Below are 14,085 nucleotides of genomic sequence, written 5' to 3' on the forward strand. Positions count from 1 at the left end.
CTGTAGACGGCAGCACCCCCACCGCGCGCACTGACACTGCATGCCGATCGAGGCTGGGCGGGGTCATGCGGCGAGATCGTGGTCGAGAAGTACGTTGCGCAGGATGAACTCTGCGCGAGACCAGGTTGGCGGGGGTTGTGCCCAGGTGTCGGGTGGCGGGCTGGTGTAGGTGTGGCCCGTGGGTGTGATGGTGATGATGCTGCCGTCCGGGCCGGGTCGTGCTTGCCAGCCGAGGGCTTCTTTGGCTTGGTTGCACCTTTCGCACAGGCCCTGCAGGTTCTGGGCTCTCGTTTCGCCGCCGTCTGCGTGGCGTTCGACGTGATCGATGTTGCGGATCGGAGCATCGCAGCCGTTGGTCCTGCAGATCCCGCCGTCACGAGTGGCGATGAACTCGGCCAGTCCGTCGGGTGCCTTGCGGGCACGTGATTCCATGGCGACCAGTTGCCCGGCGGGGTCGGTGAACAGGCGCCGGACGAAGACCTCGGCATCGTTGAGCGCGTCGCGAGCCCAGGTCGCGGGGACGGGGCCGTAGCCCTCGACCATGGCCGGCTGATCGCCGGTGTTGGTGAGGGAGTCGGCGGTCATCACGATCTTTACCTCGATCCGAGGCTTCGCATCGGTGGTGCTACGGCCGGTGATCCGGTCGACCAGGGTGTCGGCCATGACCTGACCCCGGGTCCGCGCGTCGCCGGCAGCCGCAGCGGTCTTGGCCGCTTGGTCCAGCGCGGCAAAGACGGCGACGCCGTCCTTGACCGGCAGCAGTGCGCCGAGCCAGGTCATCGTGTCCGGGGCCGGCCGCAGGCTGACGCGGCGGTCTTTCTCGGCGTTCGCGGCCCGGGCCACGACGGATTCCTGGTCGAGGGTGATGGCGAGTTTCTTGGCGGCGTTCTCGAGTTGGCGTAGCCCCATCGAGATCGCTCGAGCCGGTTCACCGCCCGGGCCTGTGGCGCAGAGTTCGTAGTCGATGACCCGGCGATCGTCCACCGAGAGGCACGCGGTCTCGCGGGCCAGGATCGTTGCTTGCCATTGGGAGAACAGCCCGGCCTTCATCAGCGCGAAGGTGTGCGGCATCTCGGTGGTCAGGATCTTCGCCAGCCCGAGCAGTTTCGCGCCCTTCTCGGGCGAGACCCGCCGCGCCAAGGCGATCTGGGAGGCGACCCCCTCGCCCAGCCTGCGGGCAGGAACCCCAGCCTCTGATTGGCGTGCCCGGACGGCTTCGTCGAGACGTACCGCCGCTTCTGCCTGGACCGCCTCAGCGGTGCACTTGATCTCTTCGAGACGCGAGATCCAGTCGACCAGCTCACTCTCGGACGCACCCGAAGGCGGCCCAGCGAGGAGGTGGTCGATGGTCTCGTACATAGGAGTTATTATATGCGCAAGAGCATCGCAGAGCGACCTATTTAAGCAGGTCAGACCCAGTTACGCAGTCAGCGAACAAGCAACGTGAACTCCGCGCCACTCTCTCGCCGCCGCCCCGATATAGGCGAAATCTTTCTCGATCGGGTGCCGGGTCAAGGATGGCCGAAGGCCACCGCGAAGCGGCGCCCGAAGGGCGTCCTTGACGCGGTGCACGATCGAGAAACACTCAAAGCAAGGGTCGGCGGCGAACCCTGAAACGAAGCACAGCCGCTAAGCGAGCTTTCCCGAAGAAGCGGACCGTGTTGGTCTCGACACGCCTCCGCCTAGTGGCTCCGGCGGCTCGACCAGCGAGCAAGGCGGCTCGTCCAGCAGTTGTCAGCCAGCAGCGCCTGACCCGTCGAGCAGTGTCGTTCAACGCCGGATAGAGAGCGTTTGGATGCGGTAGGTTGCCAATATGCTCATCATCGCGATCATCCTGTTCGGCATCGTGGCAGGCGGCGTGGCACAACTCGTTCTCGGTCGTTCGATGAAGGAGATCGACTGGACCACCGCGGCGGTGACGGGCCTCCTGGGCTCCTTCGTCGGCGGTCTGGGGCTCAGCCTCGCGACCGGCAACGGGCTCGATCTCCACCCGACCGGGTTGATCGGGTCGATCCTGGGAGCCCTGCTCCTCACGTGGGCGTGGGGGTACTGGCGCCGGTCGCGTCAGAGCCAGTGATCATCGGCTCGTCCTAGCTGCACGCCCACCCCACCCGCTACGGGTGATGCCGCCGAGCCATGACCGTTCGAGAGTGGAACCTCAACCACCAAGGAGCGGATGTCATGGCAGACGAGACCACCAACCCCGAGGTCGAGGTGAACGCGGCCTCCGTGTCCGACGGCGCCTACACCCTCATCATCGCGGACTTCAGTGACACGGACATGGCGTGGGAGGCGTACGAGGCCCTCAAGTCGGTCGAGAACGGCCGCAGCGTCGAGATCGAGGGCGTCATCGTGGTCAGGCGCTCGGCCGAGGGCAAGCTGGAGATCCAGAAGGCAACCGACCACAGCACGAAGTCAGGACTCAAGTGGGGAGTCGTCGGCGGCATCGCGCTCGGCGTGATCTTCCCGCCGTCGATCCTCGGCAGCGCCGCTGTGGCCGGCGGTGCCGGAGCCTTCGTCGGAAAGCTGCGGCAGCGCCACCACAACCGCGAGCTCGAGCAGAAGCTCGAGAATGCGATCACACCAGGGCACTCCGGCCTGCTCGCCCTGGTTTCCGACCCCGGCGAGATCAAGATCCGCAAGGCCCTCGAGCGGGCGGAGACCATCGTCGAGTCCACCCTCGAGAAGGTCGAGGCGGACGACATCAAGGCCGCCGCCAAGGAAGTCCAGGGCGGCCACGCCTGAGCCCCTGACGGCGAGCGTCCGTACCTCGACCAGGCTCAGGCGACGTCGCGACGCAGGGATACGGCAGCGGCCAGCACCGAGGAGGCCAGGGCGTAGCCGAGGAGCACCAGCGCGCCTATCAACGGCGCCTGGACGACGGGGCCGATCACGCCCGCCTCGGCGGCGATCATCTCCAACAGCGCGGTCGACCCGGTGAGCGCGGCGGTGGCTCCACCGGGAAGGAAGGGATAGACGATGTTGACTCCAGGGAGAATCATCATCAGGTTCTCCATGAAGTAGAAGTAGCCCAGCGTGATCCCGATCGCGAGGAGCTGGTGCCGCGCGACGGCTCCGATGCCGACGCCCAGCAGCATGTAGATGGCTGCGGCGGCGCCGTACCTCGCCGTGGTGCCGAGAATGGCGTCGAGCCCGAGCCCCGGCTCGATCCCGTGTGCGGAGGTCCCTGCATAGATCCCGGCGACCGCGGAGAGCGTCAGGACCACCCCGTACGCCAGACCAAGACCCCCGTAGGCGATCAGCTTGGCCACCAGCACCCGACCGCGTTTCGGCACCGCGAGGAAGGTGGTGGCTACGGTCCGATGCCGGTATTCGCCCGTGATCGCCACAGTGCCGATCAGCGCAGGCGCGAAGAGGGCGACGCCAAGGAGACTCAAGACTCCGGACACGCCTGCGGCAGTGTCCAACCCAGGCATCGGCGGAGTCGCGTTCTCCGGCCCGGTCAGGGCGACGAGACCTATGAGCAGGCCACCGCACGCCACCGCGGCCACCATCGTCCACAGGGGCAGCCGGGTCCTGGTCAGCCGCACGACCTCACCTCGGATCGCGTTCTTCAGCTGTCGCATGCCATCTCCTCCTCGATCATGCTCAGGTAGGCCTCCTCGAGTGAGGCGTGGTCACCGGTGAAGTCGCTCAAGGAACCGGACCAGAGCGTGCGGCCACCCTCGATGAGCACCAGATCGTCGATGACCTGCTGCAGCTCGGTGAGCACATGACTGGAAACCAGCACCGTCCCGCCGGCATCGGCGAAGGCTCGCACCAGACGTCGCAGCCAGACGATGCCCGAGGGGTCCAGCCCGTTGGTCGGCTCATCGAGGATCAGCCCGGATGGCTGCCCCAACAGGGCCGTCGCCAACGCCAGCCGCTGGCGCATCCCGGTCGAGAAGCCGCGGACTCGTCGACGCGACACGGAGCGCAAGCCGGTCTCCTCGAGCACTTGCTCGACCCGGTCGCCGGGCACACCGATCAGGGCGGCCTGAGTCTGCAGGTGCCCCCGAGCGGTCATCCCCGGATGGGCGCCGGCCAGGTCGCCGACGACGCCCAGCACTCGGGACGGACAGCTCAACGCGGTGTAGGGCACCTCATCGATCGTCGCCGTCCCCTGATCCGCACGTGCAAGTCCGGTGAGGATGCGCAAGGTCGTGCTCTTGCCCGCGCCGTTGGGCCCGATGAAGCCGGTCACCCGTCCGGGCCGGGCGACCAGATCGACCCGGGTCAGCGCCGGCACCGGCCCGAAGGACTTGGCCAGACTCTCGGTCTTCAGAGTCGGGCCGGACAGGACCCCACTCCCCTCCGCCGCTACGCCCACGGCCGCGACAGCACTCATGGCCGAGCCAGAGCGTCGAGCTCCGACGCCAGCTCGGCGGCCTCCGGAGCACTGACCAGCAGCTCGTCGAAGCCAGCACCGACCTCCCGGTCGCGCAACCGGATCCGCAGCAGCGGCAGCCCACGCGTCATCGAGACCAGCCTGCGGGTGCCATCGGGGTGTCGAAAGGTGCCCAGCTTGCGTAGACCGGAGATCACCAGGCCGGTACGCCAGCCCAAGACCTCAGAGCTCCAGTCCGGCAGCACCTCCACCGAGTCGACGGCGCTGACGGCGACGGAGTAGCCCCCGCGGCCCGCCATCAGCCGCTCCCAGCCGGGAAAGGTGAGCGCGAGCAGGCCGTCTTGGACGTTGAGAGTGGTCATCTCATCTCCTAGAATATGATCAGATCAGGAACATTCTAAGAATGAGAATAATGGGAGTCACATGCCGTCGCAAGGCAATATCTCCGAGGTCGTCGCGCACCCCGTACGACTGCGGGTTCTGCAGGCAGTGGGTGGTCGCGACCTGACCACCGCCCAGCTCCGGGAACTGCTGACCGATGTCCCCCAGGCAACGCTGTACCGACACGTCGCCACCCTCGTCGAGGCCGGCTTCCTCGCCGTGGCGTCGGAGCGGCGGGTGCGGGGCACGACCGAGCGCACCTACACGCTGGGCGAGCGGATGGCTCACGTCGAGCAGGCCGAGCTGGCGACGCTCTCCGACGATCAGATCCGAGCCGGCTTCCTCGCGTTCATCGGCGAGCTGCTCCGTACGTTCGAGGGCTCACTCGCGCTCGGCGAGGTCACCCGCAGCCACCTCGGGTTCGGCACCGGCGCGCTGTACGTCGACGAGGAGGACCTCGCGCGGATCCAGCAAGGATTCAACGAGCTCATCGCCCCGTACGCCGGCGAGGCGGCCGGGAAGCAACGGGTGATGCTGTCTACCGCGCTCCTGCCCACCGAGTAGTGCTGTACGTCCCAGTGACACCAGGCCTCAGCTGACGACCTTCAGGTCGCGCTCGGTGTTGTTCAGACGTCTGCCGCCCTCGTCGGTGACCGTGACGATGTCCTCGATACGGACCCCGAACTCCCCGGGGAGGTAGATCCCGGGCTCGACGGAGAAGCACATCCCAGGCACCAGCGGCCGCTCCTCGCCCTCGATCATGTACGGCGGTTCGTGCGTCGTGGTGCCGATGCCGTGCCCGGTGCGGTGGATGAACCGCTCGCCGTACCCCGCGTCCGTGATCACCTCTCGAGCGGCGCGGTCGATCTCCTGGCAGGCAACACCTGGGCGGACCGCTTCGACTCCTGCCTGCTGCGCCGCGCGGACGACCTCGTGGACCTCGCGGACCAGAGCGGAAGGTTCGCCCACGCAGACCGTGCGGCTGGTGTCCGAGCCGTAGCCGTACATCAGGCCACCGAAGTCGAGGACGATCGCATCGCCGACCTCGATGGTGCGGTCGCCGGCCTCGTGGTGAGGGTTGGCGCCGTTGGGGCCCGAGCCGACCACCGTGAAGTCGACCTGCTCGTGCCCGAACTCCCGAAGCAGGCGGGCCAGGTCGGCAGCCACGTCCGTCTCCTTCCGGCCGGCGAACCGGACTCCGAGGATCTGCTCGTAGACCGCGTCCGCGGCGGCCCCAGCGGCAGCCAGCCGGGCGAGCTCCTTGGCATCCTTCACCGCTCGCAGCGTGGGGAGGGCCTGCGTCAGCGACCGGTAGGAGGACTCGGGCAGCGCGTCCTGCAGTCCGAGCAGGTGCATCGCCCAGGCGGAGTCGGCGATTCCCATCGTTGCGTGGGCGGGGATCAAGGTGCTGGCGCGCGCGAACGGATCCTCGCCGTCCACCCAGTCGACGATCGAGAGGCCCGGTGCGCCCATGGCACTCTCGGCGTCCGGCCGCTCCAGAGTCGGCACCAGCAGCGTCGGCTGCCGGCCGGGAGCGAGCGCGAGCACCGTCAACCTCTCGGTGATGGCCGTGGGCTGGTAGCCGGTGAGCCATACCAGGTCAGGACCGGGCGTCACGAGGAGCCCGTCCAGCCCCGCCTCAGTCGCGTCGGCGACGGCACGGGCCATCCGGGCCTCGTAGTCCTCGTACTTGATCGGCACTGGTGACTGCGTCGTGGTCATCGTGTCCTCCTGGTACGGACGATAACCACAGAGGCCGAGGCACGAATCATCCGTTCAGGATGATCCAGCCGCGCGAGCGTCATTCCTAATCTGAGCCATCAGCTGCCGTCGCTTTTCGCAAGGAGTGATGAGGATGTCCAGATCTCGCAGGATCCCCGCCCCGCTGCGGTGGTCACCATGAGCGCAGGGGACGCAGCAGCGGACCTGGCGACGCGAGCCAAGATTCCGCCTACCGCCTGGATCTCGTGGGTGGCACTGGCGATGATGACCACGAGCTCGGTCGCCAGCCTGCGGGCGGCGCCGACGATGGCGGTCTACGGCCTGGCCTGCGTGTTCTTGTACCTGCTCCCCGCCATCGTGTTCCTGCTGCCGACCTCACTGGTCTCCGCGGAGCTCGCATCAGGGTGGGAAGGCGGAATCTACAAGTGGGTCTCGGAGGGGATCTCCAAGCCGATGGGCTTCCTGGCGGTGTGGTGCCAGTTCGCCATGACGATCTTCTACTACCCGAGTCTGCTGGGGTTCGTGGCGAGCACCCTCGCGTACGTGTTCAACCCAGAGCTGGCCAGCAGCGGGGTGTGGACCGCGTGCGTGATCATCGTCGTGTACTGGTCCGGTGTCTGGATCTCCTCACGGGGCACCAAGGGAGTCGCGGGTCTCGCCAGCGGCGGCCTGATCATCGGAACCTTGATCCCCGGCGTCGTGCTGATCCTTCTCGGCATGGTCTTCCTCGGGCAGGGCAACGAGTCCGCGGCACCGATGACCTCCGAGAACATCTTCCCGGTGTGGGCCGGGCTCTCGAGCCTCGTGCTCATCGTCAACAACTTCCTCTCCTACTCGGGCATGGAGATGAACGCGGTTCACGTGTCCTCGCTGAAGAACCCGGGCAAGGAGTTCCCGAAGTCGATGTTCCTGGCCATGGGCCTGGTCCTCGCGATCTTCATCCTCCCGGCACTGGCGATCAGTTGGATCGTGCCCGCTGAGGAGCTGTCCCTCACTGCTGGTGTGATGCAGGCCTTCGACGCGGTCTTCGCGAACTTCGGCTGGCAGTGGCTGACCCCGATCGTGGGCATCATGCTGGTCACCGCCTCCCTCGGCGGCATGCTGACCTGGCTCGCTGGGCCCTCGAAGGGCCTGCTGCTGATCTCACGCCAAGAGGGTTACCTCCCGCCCTTCCTGCAGAAGCTCAACAAGAACGGTGTCCAGCAGAACATCCTGGTCGTCCAGGGGCTGGTCACCACCGTGATCGGCCTGGCCTACGCACTGATCCCGGACGTGTCCAGCGCGTACTGGGTCTTCTCCGTGATCACCACCCAGGTCTACCTGATCATGTACCTGCTGATGTTCGTGGCGGCGATCCAGCTACGCCGGAAACACCCGGACCATCCGCGCGGCTATCGCGCACCGATGCTGGTCGGGATGTGCGGCATCGGCTTCGCGGCCTCCCTTGCCGCCCTGCTAGTCGGCTTCATCCCGCCATCGCAGTTCTCGGCCGGAAACTCCGGTCTCTACTTCGCCATCGTCGGCGGCGGCGCACTCGGACTCGGGCTCCTCGTGCCGTTCCTGTTCTACCGGTTCCGCAAGCCCTCGTGGAAGCAGCCTGAGCCGCAGGAGGTGAACCCGTCATGAGCACCCCGACGGAAACGCAGAGCACGCGCGAACGCAGCTGGATCTACATCACCGCCTTGGTCGTCCTCGGCGTCCTCGTCGTCGCCGGGCTGATCGCCTTCAGCTCGGCCCGAGAGACCCGCAACGCCGAGGAGAAGGCCGACGAGCTGATCGCGGCCCTCGAGGACGCGGGCGCTCGCACCCCGGACAGGGACCAGATCGTGCGGGTTCTGGGAGAGGACGGTGGGGCGACCTGCGAGAACCCGAACGACGCACTGAGTCGCGCCATCCTGCTGTCGCAGCTCTCGAACGGGGCGACCGGCCCCGGGGCTCGCCCGGTGGTCGCCGACAGCCGGGTCTTCCAGGGCCAGAAGCTGATCATCGAGATCTACTGCCCCGACGAGCTGGACGACTTCAACGAGTTCGTCGACGACCTCGAGACCGATGACGTGGCGGGTGAGTGAGACATGGATCTGAGGAGCCGCATCGCCGAGCTCATGCCCCAGGCGCGGGAGGAGCTTGCCGAGCTGGTCGCCATCAAGTCGGTCGCCGACCCGCGCCAGTTCCCGCCCGAGGAGTGCCACCGTGCCGCGCAGTGGGTGCTCGACCACTTCGCAGCTCTCGGATTCGACGATGCCCGGCTGGCGGAGACCGCGGACGGCAGCAACGCCGTCGTGGGCTCTCGACAGTGCACACGACCGGATGCGCCCACGGTGCTGCTGTACGCCCACTACGACGTGCAACCACCCCTCGACGACGCCGCCTGGCAGACACCGCCGTTCGAGCTGGTCGAGAAGGACGGGCGCTGGTACGGCCGCGGGACGGCGGACTGCAAGGGCAACATCCTCATGCACCTCCTGGCGCTGCGGGCCTTGGGACAGGACGTACCGGTGAACCTCAAGCTGGTCGTGGAAGGGTCAGAGGAGCAGGGCACCGGGGGCCTGGAGGCGTTCGTGGTCGACAACGCGGACCTGCTCCGCGCCGACACGATCCTGGTCTGCGACACCGGAAACGCGGCCGTCGGCCAGCCGGCGGCAACCGTCAGCCTGCGTGGCATGGTCAACGTGGTCGTATCGGTGGAGGCGCTGACCTCGGAGGTGCACTCCGGCATGTTCGGCGGTGCGGCTCCGGACGCCCTCGCCGCCCTGATCGCGATGCTGGCCAGCATGCGGGATGCAGCCGGCAACACCACCGTCGAGGGGCTCGACAACACCCGACGCTGGGAGGGCCAGCCGTACCCGCCCGAGCAGTTCCGCAGCGACGCCGGACTGCTTGACGGAGTCCAGCTGCTCGGTGACGGCTCGGTCTCGGACATGTTGTGGGCCCGGCCGGCGGTCACGGTGCTCGGCATCGACTGCCCACCCGTGGTCGGCTCGGCGGCGGCGATCGTGCCGAAGGCCGCGGCCCGGCTGAACCTCCGCATCCCACCCGGGCTCGCGCCGGACGTGGCACTGAAGGCGCTCGAAGCGCACCTCCGCCTGACCGCGCCCTGGGGTGTCCACGTCACCATCGAGGTGGAAGCCACCGGCTCGCCGTTCCGGGCCACCACCGACGGACCGGCCTACCAGGCAATGGGCAAGGCGATGCTCGAAGCGTACGAGAAGCCGATGGCGAGCCTCGGGCAGGGCGGCTCGATCCCGTTGTGCAACGTGTTCACCGACACCTACCCCGACGCAGAGATCATCCTGATGGGTGTGGAGGAACCGCAGGCACTGATCCACGCGCCGAACGAGAGCGTGGATCCGCGCGAGATCTCGTCCATGGCACTGACCGAGGCGCTGTTCCTGCAGCGCTACGCCGCCATGACGACCTGACCGACCTGAATCCTCATCTGAAATTCGCGCGGCGCCCTTAGGCTGAGCGACGTGGACCTTCCTGTGATGCCGCCGATCCTGCCGATGCTCGCGAAGCCCGCGAAGGGCGTGCCGACCGACGGTGGCTATGCGTTCGAGCCGAAGTGGGACGGGTTCCGGTGCATCGTGTTCAAGGACGGGGACGAGGTGGAGCTGGCGTCGCGGAACACCAAGCCGCTGACGCGCTACTTCCCCGAGGTGGCCGAGGCGCTGCGGAAGGCGCTGCCGGAGAAGATCGTGCTCGACGGGGAGATCTTCGTGGCGATCGGGGACCGGCTGGAGTTCGAGGTGCTGCAGCAGCGGATCCACCCGGCGGCGTCGCGGATCACCCTGTTGGCGGAGGAGACGCCCGCTGCGTACGCGGCCTTCGATCTGCTCGCACTGGGCGAGAGATCGTTCCTCGACGAACCGCTGACAGAGCGGCGGACGGCGCTGGAGGACGTCTTCGCCAACGTGGCCTCGGACAACGTCCATCTGTGCACGACGACGACCGACCCCGAGGTCGCCCAGGACTGGTTCACCCGGTTCGAGGGCGCCGGACTGGACGGGGTGATGGCCAAGCCGCTGGACGCCCCCTACGTCCCCGACAAGCGGACCATGCTGAAGATCAAGCACTCGCGTACGGCTGATGTGGTCGTCGCCGGCTACCGCGAGCACAAGACCTCCACACCGGAGAACCCGCTGCTCGGGAGCCTGCTGCTGGGTCTGTACGCCCCCGGGGAGGACGGCCGGCCGGAGCTGCAGCACATCGGGGTCTCGGCGTCCTTCACGGCCGCGCGACGCGCCGAGCTGTGGCAGGAGCTGCAGGAGCTCGTCGTCCCGATCGAGGACCACCCGTGGGGCCGCTGGAGCGAGTGGCTGACCGCCAACCCCGACCGGGTGCCCGGCACCCAGAGCCGCTGGTCGCAGGGGAAGGACCTGTCCTTCACCCCGCTGCGCCCGGAGCGGGTGCTCGAGGTGGGCTATGACCACATGGAGGGACGCCGGTTCCGACACACTGCTCAGTTCAAGCGCTGGCGCCCCGACCGTGACCCGGAGTCGTGCGGCTATGAGCAGCTCGAGGAACCCGTGGCATACGAGCTGTCCGAAGTGCTCGGAGGAGCGTCTAAATCCGGCTAGGGTCGGAGCCATGAGCTACGACGTCGTTCTCCTTGTCGAGCAGGCAATCACCCTCGACGACGCGACCCGGGTCCACTCCCTCCACGAGGGAGTCGAGGACCCGGTCTACCACGTGCTGCTGCCCCTGGAGGACGCCGCCGCACGGATCGAGTCGGCGATGGGCACGCTCAGCGCGGCCGAATACCTCGGCTCGGCGATGATGATGAACGAGATCGACCTCGACGCGGTGCGCGAGGAGGCCAAGGACGAGGCCGAGAAGGCGCTCGAGCAGACCCTGAAGGTCCTGAAGACCTCCGGCGCGTCCGCCCACGGCGAGCTCGTCCAGGACCCGGTCAAGGCGCTGCGCGCCAAGGTCGCGGCCGTCGACGGCCGGGAGGCGATCATCATGACCCGCCCGCACGTGGTCGCCGAGTTCTTCCACGTCGACTGGACCCACCAGGCCCGCCGCCATCTCCATGTCCCGGTGCTGCACCTGATCGAGCACGAGAACTTCGACGAGCAGGCCGGCGAAGGCGAAGGAATCAGCGGCATGTGAGACGTTTCGTCCGCATGACAACCGAAAACCTCAGAAGTGACCGGCAACACACCAAAGGTTACCGCTCTGTTACCGGCTTCACGTGGCAGTTGTGGCTCGCATTCCCCTAGTATCTTGGGGTTCGCTGTTCCGGGGGGATCCAGCGACGAGGAAGTGCCTGCTCGTGCGATCGGGGGATCCGCGCTGAGCGGGCACTTCTGCTATCCATTCACTCCTTCCGTGCCTTCTTCAAGGCGCTGGTGCGCTGGTTCACCCAGTCCGACATCGTGTCGATGGCTGTCGCCAGGTCCTCAGCGCTCAGCGAGTCGCTGGTCGGCACCGTCTCGGCGAGCGTGCTGAGGGTCTCGGCGGCCGTGCCGTCGCCGTACACCTTGTCGAACAGGTCCCAGTACGCCTCGGTGTAGACGGGCTTCAGGTCCTCGGACGCCAGGAACCGTTCCTTGAGCGCGTTCCCACCTCGGATGCCACCGGCCTGCTGCGTACGCTCCGGGGCCACGCCTTCCTGCGCACCGCCCTGGTCCTCGGCCCCACGATTCCCGCCGCCGAACATGCCACCACCCATGCCAGCGCCCATGCCGGTCTCGTCGTCGGGTCCGAGCGTGGCGTCGCCCTGCATGGCGAGGTTGAGGTCCCAGGAGATCACCGAGAGTCTCTCGGACTCCAGGTCGTACCAGAGGTAGTAGTTCTGGCCCGGACCGCCCATGTCGTCGCCGTTGACGATCAGGTTCTGCATCGCCAGATAGCTCGCCAGCGAGTCCACGTCGACCCACTCGTCGAGGTCGGCGGCGAACTCCTCGTCGTCGGCTTCGTCCATCCACTTCAGGAAGTCGATGATCGGCTGCAGGGTGCCGTCGTCACTGGAGTTGATCTGCTTGAACTGGTCGCTGTAGGACGACTGGTCGTCGTCGACGTAGGCCAGCTGGGAGGACGCGTCCGCCTTGTAGAGATAGCCGGGCGAGTCGAACAGGTTGTTGGCCATGTTCTCGTCCGGGTGTGCGAGCAGCAGACGGGTCGTCGTGTCGCTGCCGTTGACCGAGTAGACGGCATACCCGTAGTCCTGGGTCGGCAGGTCGGCCGCCTTGGTCAGCGAGAGGGCCATCGCCTCATTGATGACCGGGCTGCCGGGGCGTACAGAGATCTCGGTCATGCCCTGGTAGGCACGGCCCTCGACGTTCTCGTTGAAGCTGAGCAGCAGCGGGAGCGAGGTCGGGTCGTCGGCGGAGGCCTGGGACATCGCGCCCATCCCGCCACCTCCCGGTCCCCCGGCCATCCCGCCTTCGGGCATCTCCATGCCCTCAGGAGGCTCCATGCCCTCGGGCATCTGCATGCCTTCGGGGAGCTCCATGCCCTCTGGGGGCTGCATGCCGCCCCGGCCGGGACCACCCTCGCCACCGGCTCCACCGGTGCCGCGCAGGCCCATCAGGGTCGAGTTTCCCTTGAGCCGCACCGCGACATCGTTGATGACGGTCCCGTCGATGGTCACCGTGGCGGTGACCCACTTCTTCTCGCCGTCCTTCTGGTAGCTCTCGACCATGTCGTCGTACTCGACATCTGTGATGTCGATAGAGACCTCGTGGTCGACGGAGGCGTCGAACAGGTCGACGGTGCCGGCGAGATCCTCGGTGATGTCGGCGGCGGCGATCTCGACATCGCCGGTGATGTAGGGCTTGATGCCCACGTCTTTGAGCGTGACCAGCAGCGCGAGGGAGAAGACGCCCAGGAGGGCGACGAGCTTCCAGTGCTGGCGCCAGGACCGCGGCAGCCGGTGCCGGAGGCGCTTGCGCGGCACCGGCTGCGGCGCGACGTCGTCGGGTTCGGCCATCACAGATCGGTCTGGTCGTAGCCCGTCAGCACGGTGACGCGCTGGCCGCTGTTGACCGCGGAGAGTGCCTGCAGCAGCTCACGCGAACTGCTGCCCTTCTTCAGCTGCGCGGTGTAGTAGAGCTCGATCAGCGCCCCGGAGCGTACGGACTCGGTCGAGACCAGCTCGAAGTCGGAGCAGTGCTGGATCATCAGGTCCTCGACGACCGCGGTGTACTCGGGCTCCGGCGGCACCTGGACCTTGACCACCTGACGCTGCACGTCGAGCTTGAACCAGTTGAACTTGTTCATCAGGACGAGCACGAGGCAGATCATCACCGTGGCCGCGATCGCGAGCAGGTAGAACCGGGTGCCGGTCGTCATCCCGATCGCCATCACCAGGAAGATGAAGCCGACGTCCCGGGTCTCCTTCACCGCGTTGCGGAACCGGATCACCGACAGCGCACCCACCAGCGCGAATGCCCGGGCGATGTTGGAACCGACCACCAGCATGATGAGCGAGACGACCATGCCCGCGAGCACCAGCGTCTGGACGTACGACTGGCTGTAGGAGACGTTCTTGTGGGTGGCCCGGTAGACGTAGCCGATGATCGCCGACAGCACGAACGACAGCGTGAGCGACGCCACGATGTCGAAGACGGTGAAGGTGGAGCTGAGATCTTGGAAATCGAGATTCATGAGAGCTTCCTGTGCAGTGATCG

The 14,085-nt window shown here is 67.1% G+C and carries 15 protein-coding genes; 8 read left to right on the plus strand and 7 right to left on the minus strand.

Features of this window, described 5'->3' with window-relative positions; genetic code table 11:
* Positions 1-63 precede the first annotated feature (63 nt).
* Positions 64-1,359: a DUF222 domain-containing protein gene (locus OG801_RS09890; protein WP_406035540.1), complete on the minus strand. Its 1,296-nt coding sequence runs from the start codon at positions 1,357-1,359 to the stop codon at positions 64-66.
* Positions 1,360-1,813: 454 nt separating this feature from the next.
* Here OG801_RS09890 and OG801_RS09895 point away from each other — a divergent pair, with 454 nt between their 5' ends.
* Positions 1,814-2,077, plus strand: a complete 264-nt coding sequence (locus OG801_RS09895) for a GlsB/YeaQ/YmgE family stress response membrane protein (protein WP_355017830.1) — start codon at positions 1,814-1,816, stop codon at positions 2,075-2,077.
* 104 nt (positions 2,078-2,181) lie between these two features.
* Positions 2,182-2,745: a DUF1269 domain-containing protein gene (locus OG801_RS09900; RefSeq protein ID WP_406035543.1), complete on the plus strand. Its 564-nt coding sequence runs from the start codon at positions 2,182-2,184 to the stop codon at positions 2,743-2,745.
* Positions 2,746-2,780: 35 nt separating this feature from the next.
* Here the strand turns inward: OG801_RS09900 and OG801_RS09905 are convergent, their stop codons facing one another.
* The 3 genes from OG801_RS09905 to OG801_RS09915 are packed head-to-tail and all read right to left on the minus strand — an operon-like array spanning position 2,781 to position 4,710.
* Complete coding sequence (locus OG801_RS09905) at positions 2,781-3,587, minus strand: ABC transporter permease (RefSeq protein WP_406035545.1); 807 nt, start codon at positions 3,585-3,587, stop codon at positions 2,781-2,783.
* Positions 3,575-4,348, minus strand: coding sequence for an ABC transporter ATP-binding protein (locus OG801_RS09910; RefSeq protein WP_406035547.1), 774 nt, complete (start codon positions 4,346-4,348; stop codon positions 3,575-3,577). Before OG801_RS09910 ends, OG801_RS09905 begins: the two co-directional genes overlap by 13 nt.
* Positions 4,345-4,710, minus strand: a complete 366-nt coding sequence (locus OG801_RS09915; RefSeq protein WP_406035549.1) for a hypothetical protein — start codon at positions 4,708-4,710, stop codon at positions 4,345-4,347. The genes OG801_RS09910 and OG801_RS09915 overlap by 4 nt, the downstream gene beginning before the upstream one ends.
* Positions 4,711-4,771: 61 nt before the next feature.
* Here OG801_RS09915 and OG801_RS09920 point away from each other — a divergent pair, with 61 nt between their 5' ends.
* Positions 4,772-5,293 (plus strand): helix-turn-helix domain-containing protein, encoded by a 522-nt coding sequence (locus tag OG801_RS09920; protein WP_355017825.1) that lies wholly within the window; start codon positions 4,772-4,774, stop codon positions 5,291-5,293.
* A 27-nt stretch (positions 5,294-5,320) separates the two neighbouring features.
* Here the strand turns inward: OG801_RS09920 and OG801_RS09925 are convergent, their stop codons facing one another.
* Positions 5,321-6,451: an aminopeptidase P family protein gene (locus OG801_RS09925; RefSeq protein WP_406035551.1), complete on the minus strand. Its 1,131-nt coding sequence runs from the start codon at positions 6,449-6,451 to the stop codon at positions 5,321-5,323.
* Between the two features lie 177 nt (positions 6,452-6,628).
* Here OG801_RS09925 and OG801_RS09930 point away from each other — a divergent pair, with 177 nt between their 5' ends.
* Genes OG801_RS09930 through OG801_RS09950 form a run of 5 tightly spaced genes read left to right on the plus strand, consistent with a single transcriptional unit; the run spans position 6,629 to position 11,563 of the window.
* On the plus strand, positions 6,629-8,077 hold the full coding sequence (locus OG801_RS09930; protein ID WP_406035553.1) for an APC family permease: 1,449 nt from the start codon (positions 6,629-6,631) through the stop codon (positions 8,075-8,077).
* Positions 8,074-8,520: a hypothetical protein gene (locus OG801_RS09935; RefSeq protein ID WP_406035555.1), complete on the plus strand. Its 447-nt coding sequence runs from the start codon at positions 8,074-8,076 to the stop codon at positions 8,518-8,520. The genes OG801_RS09930 and OG801_RS09935 overlap by 4 nt, the downstream gene beginning before the upstream one ends.
* 3 nt (positions 8,521-8,523) lie before the next feature.
* Positions 8,524-9,870, plus strand: coding sequence for a dipeptidase (locus tag OG801_RS09940; protein WP_406035557.1), 1,347 nt, complete (start codon positions 8,524-8,526; stop codon positions 9,868-9,870).
* Between the two features lie 51 nt (positions 9,871-9,921).
* A complete protein-coding gene (locus tag OG801_RS09945; RefSeq protein ID WP_406035559.1) occupies positions 9,922-11,028 on the plus strand; it encodes an ATP-dependent DNA ligase in 1,107 nt (368 codons plus the stop codon).
* A gap of 10 nt (positions 11,029-11,038) precedes the next feature.
* Positions 11,039-11,563, plus strand: a complete 525-nt coding sequence (locus OG801_RS09950; RefSeq protein WP_355017819.1) for a hypothetical protein — start codon at positions 11,039-11,041, stop codon at positions 11,561-11,563.
* A 208-nt stretch (positions 11,564-11,771) separates the two neighbouring features.
* On the opposite strand, the gene OG801_RS09955 is transcribed toward OG801_RS09950, so the two are convergent.
* Complete coding sequence (locus OG801_RS09955) at positions 11,772-13,385, minus strand: CotH kinase family protein (RefSeq protein ID WP_406035561.1); 1,614 nt, start codon at positions 13,383-13,385, stop codon at positions 11,772-11,774.
* Positions 13,385-14,062 (minus strand): DUF4956 domain-containing protein, encoded by a 678-nt coding sequence (locus tag OG801_RS09960; protein WP_091052509.1) that lies wholly within the window; start codon positions 14,060-14,062, stop codon positions 13,385-13,387. Before OG801_RS09960 ends, OG801_RS09955 begins: the two co-directional genes overlap by 1 nt.
* Positions 14,063-14,085: the final 23 nt, after the last annotated feature.

The sequence above is a fragment of the Nocardioides sp. NBC_00163 genome (assembly GCF_045206295.1).
Classification (GTDB): Bacteria; Actinomycetota; Actinomycetes; order Propionibacteriales; family Nocardioidaceae; genus Nocardioides.

Excerpts from the sequence above, each read along its gene's own strand:
- OG801_RS09890 (WP_406035540.1), bottom strand. The coding sequence starts at position 1,359 with ATGTACGAGACCATCGACCACCTCCTCGCTGGGCCGCCTTCGGGTGCG.
- OG801_RS09895 (WP_355017830.1), top strand. The coding sequence starts at position 1,814 with ATGCTCATCATCGCGATCATCCTGTTCGGCATCGTGGCAGGCGGCGTG.
- OG801_RS09900 (WP_406035543.1), top strand. The coding sequence starts at position 2,182 with ATGGCAGACGAGACCACCAACCCCGAGGTCGAGGTGAACGCGGCCTCC.
- OG801_RS09905 (WP_406035545.1), bottom strand. The coding sequence starts at position 3,587 with ATGCGACAGCTGAAGAACGCGATCCGAGGTGAGGTCGTGCGGCTGACC.
- OG801_RS09910 (WP_406035547.1), bottom strand. The coding sequence starts at position 4,348 with ATGAGTGCTGTCGCGGCCGTGGGCGTAGCGGCGGAGGGGAGTGGGGTC.
- OG801_RS09915 (WP_406035549.1), bottom strand. The coding sequence starts at position 4,710 with ATGACCACTCTCAACGTCCAAGACGGCCTGCTCGCGCTCACCTTTCCC.
- OG801_RS09920 (WP_355017825.1), top strand. The coding sequence starts at position 4,772 with ATGCCGTCGCAAGGCAATATCTCCGAGGTCGTCGCGCACCCCGTACGA.
- OG801_RS09925 (WP_406035551.1), bottom strand. The coding sequence starts at position 6,451 with ATGACCACGACGCAGTCACCAGTGCCGATCAAGTACGAGGACTACGAG.
- OG801_RS09930 (WP_406035553.1), top strand. The coding sequence starts at position 6,629 with ATGAGCGCAGGGGACGCAGCAGCGGACCTGGCGACGCGAGCCAAGATT.
- OG801_RS09935 (WP_406035555.1), top strand. The coding sequence starts at position 8,074 with ATGAGCACCCCGACGGAAACGCAGAGCACGCGCGAACGCAGCTGGATC.
- OG801_RS09940 (WP_406035557.1), top strand. The coding sequence starts at position 8,524 with ATGGATCTGAGGAGCCGCATCGCCGAGCTCATGCCCCAGGCGCGGGAG.
- OG801_RS09950 (WP_355017819.1), top strand. The coding sequence starts at position 11,039 with ATGAGCTACGACGTCGTTCTCCTTGTCGAGCAGGCAATCACCCTCGAC.
- OG801_RS09955 (WP_406035561.1), bottom strand. The coding sequence starts at position 13,385 with ATGGCCGAACCCGACGACGTCGCGCCGCAGCCGGTGCCGCGCAAGCGC.
- OG801_RS09960 (WP_091052509.1), bottom strand. The coding sequence starts at position 14,062 with ATGAATCTCGATTTCCAAGATCTCAGCTCCACCTTCACCGTCTTCGAC.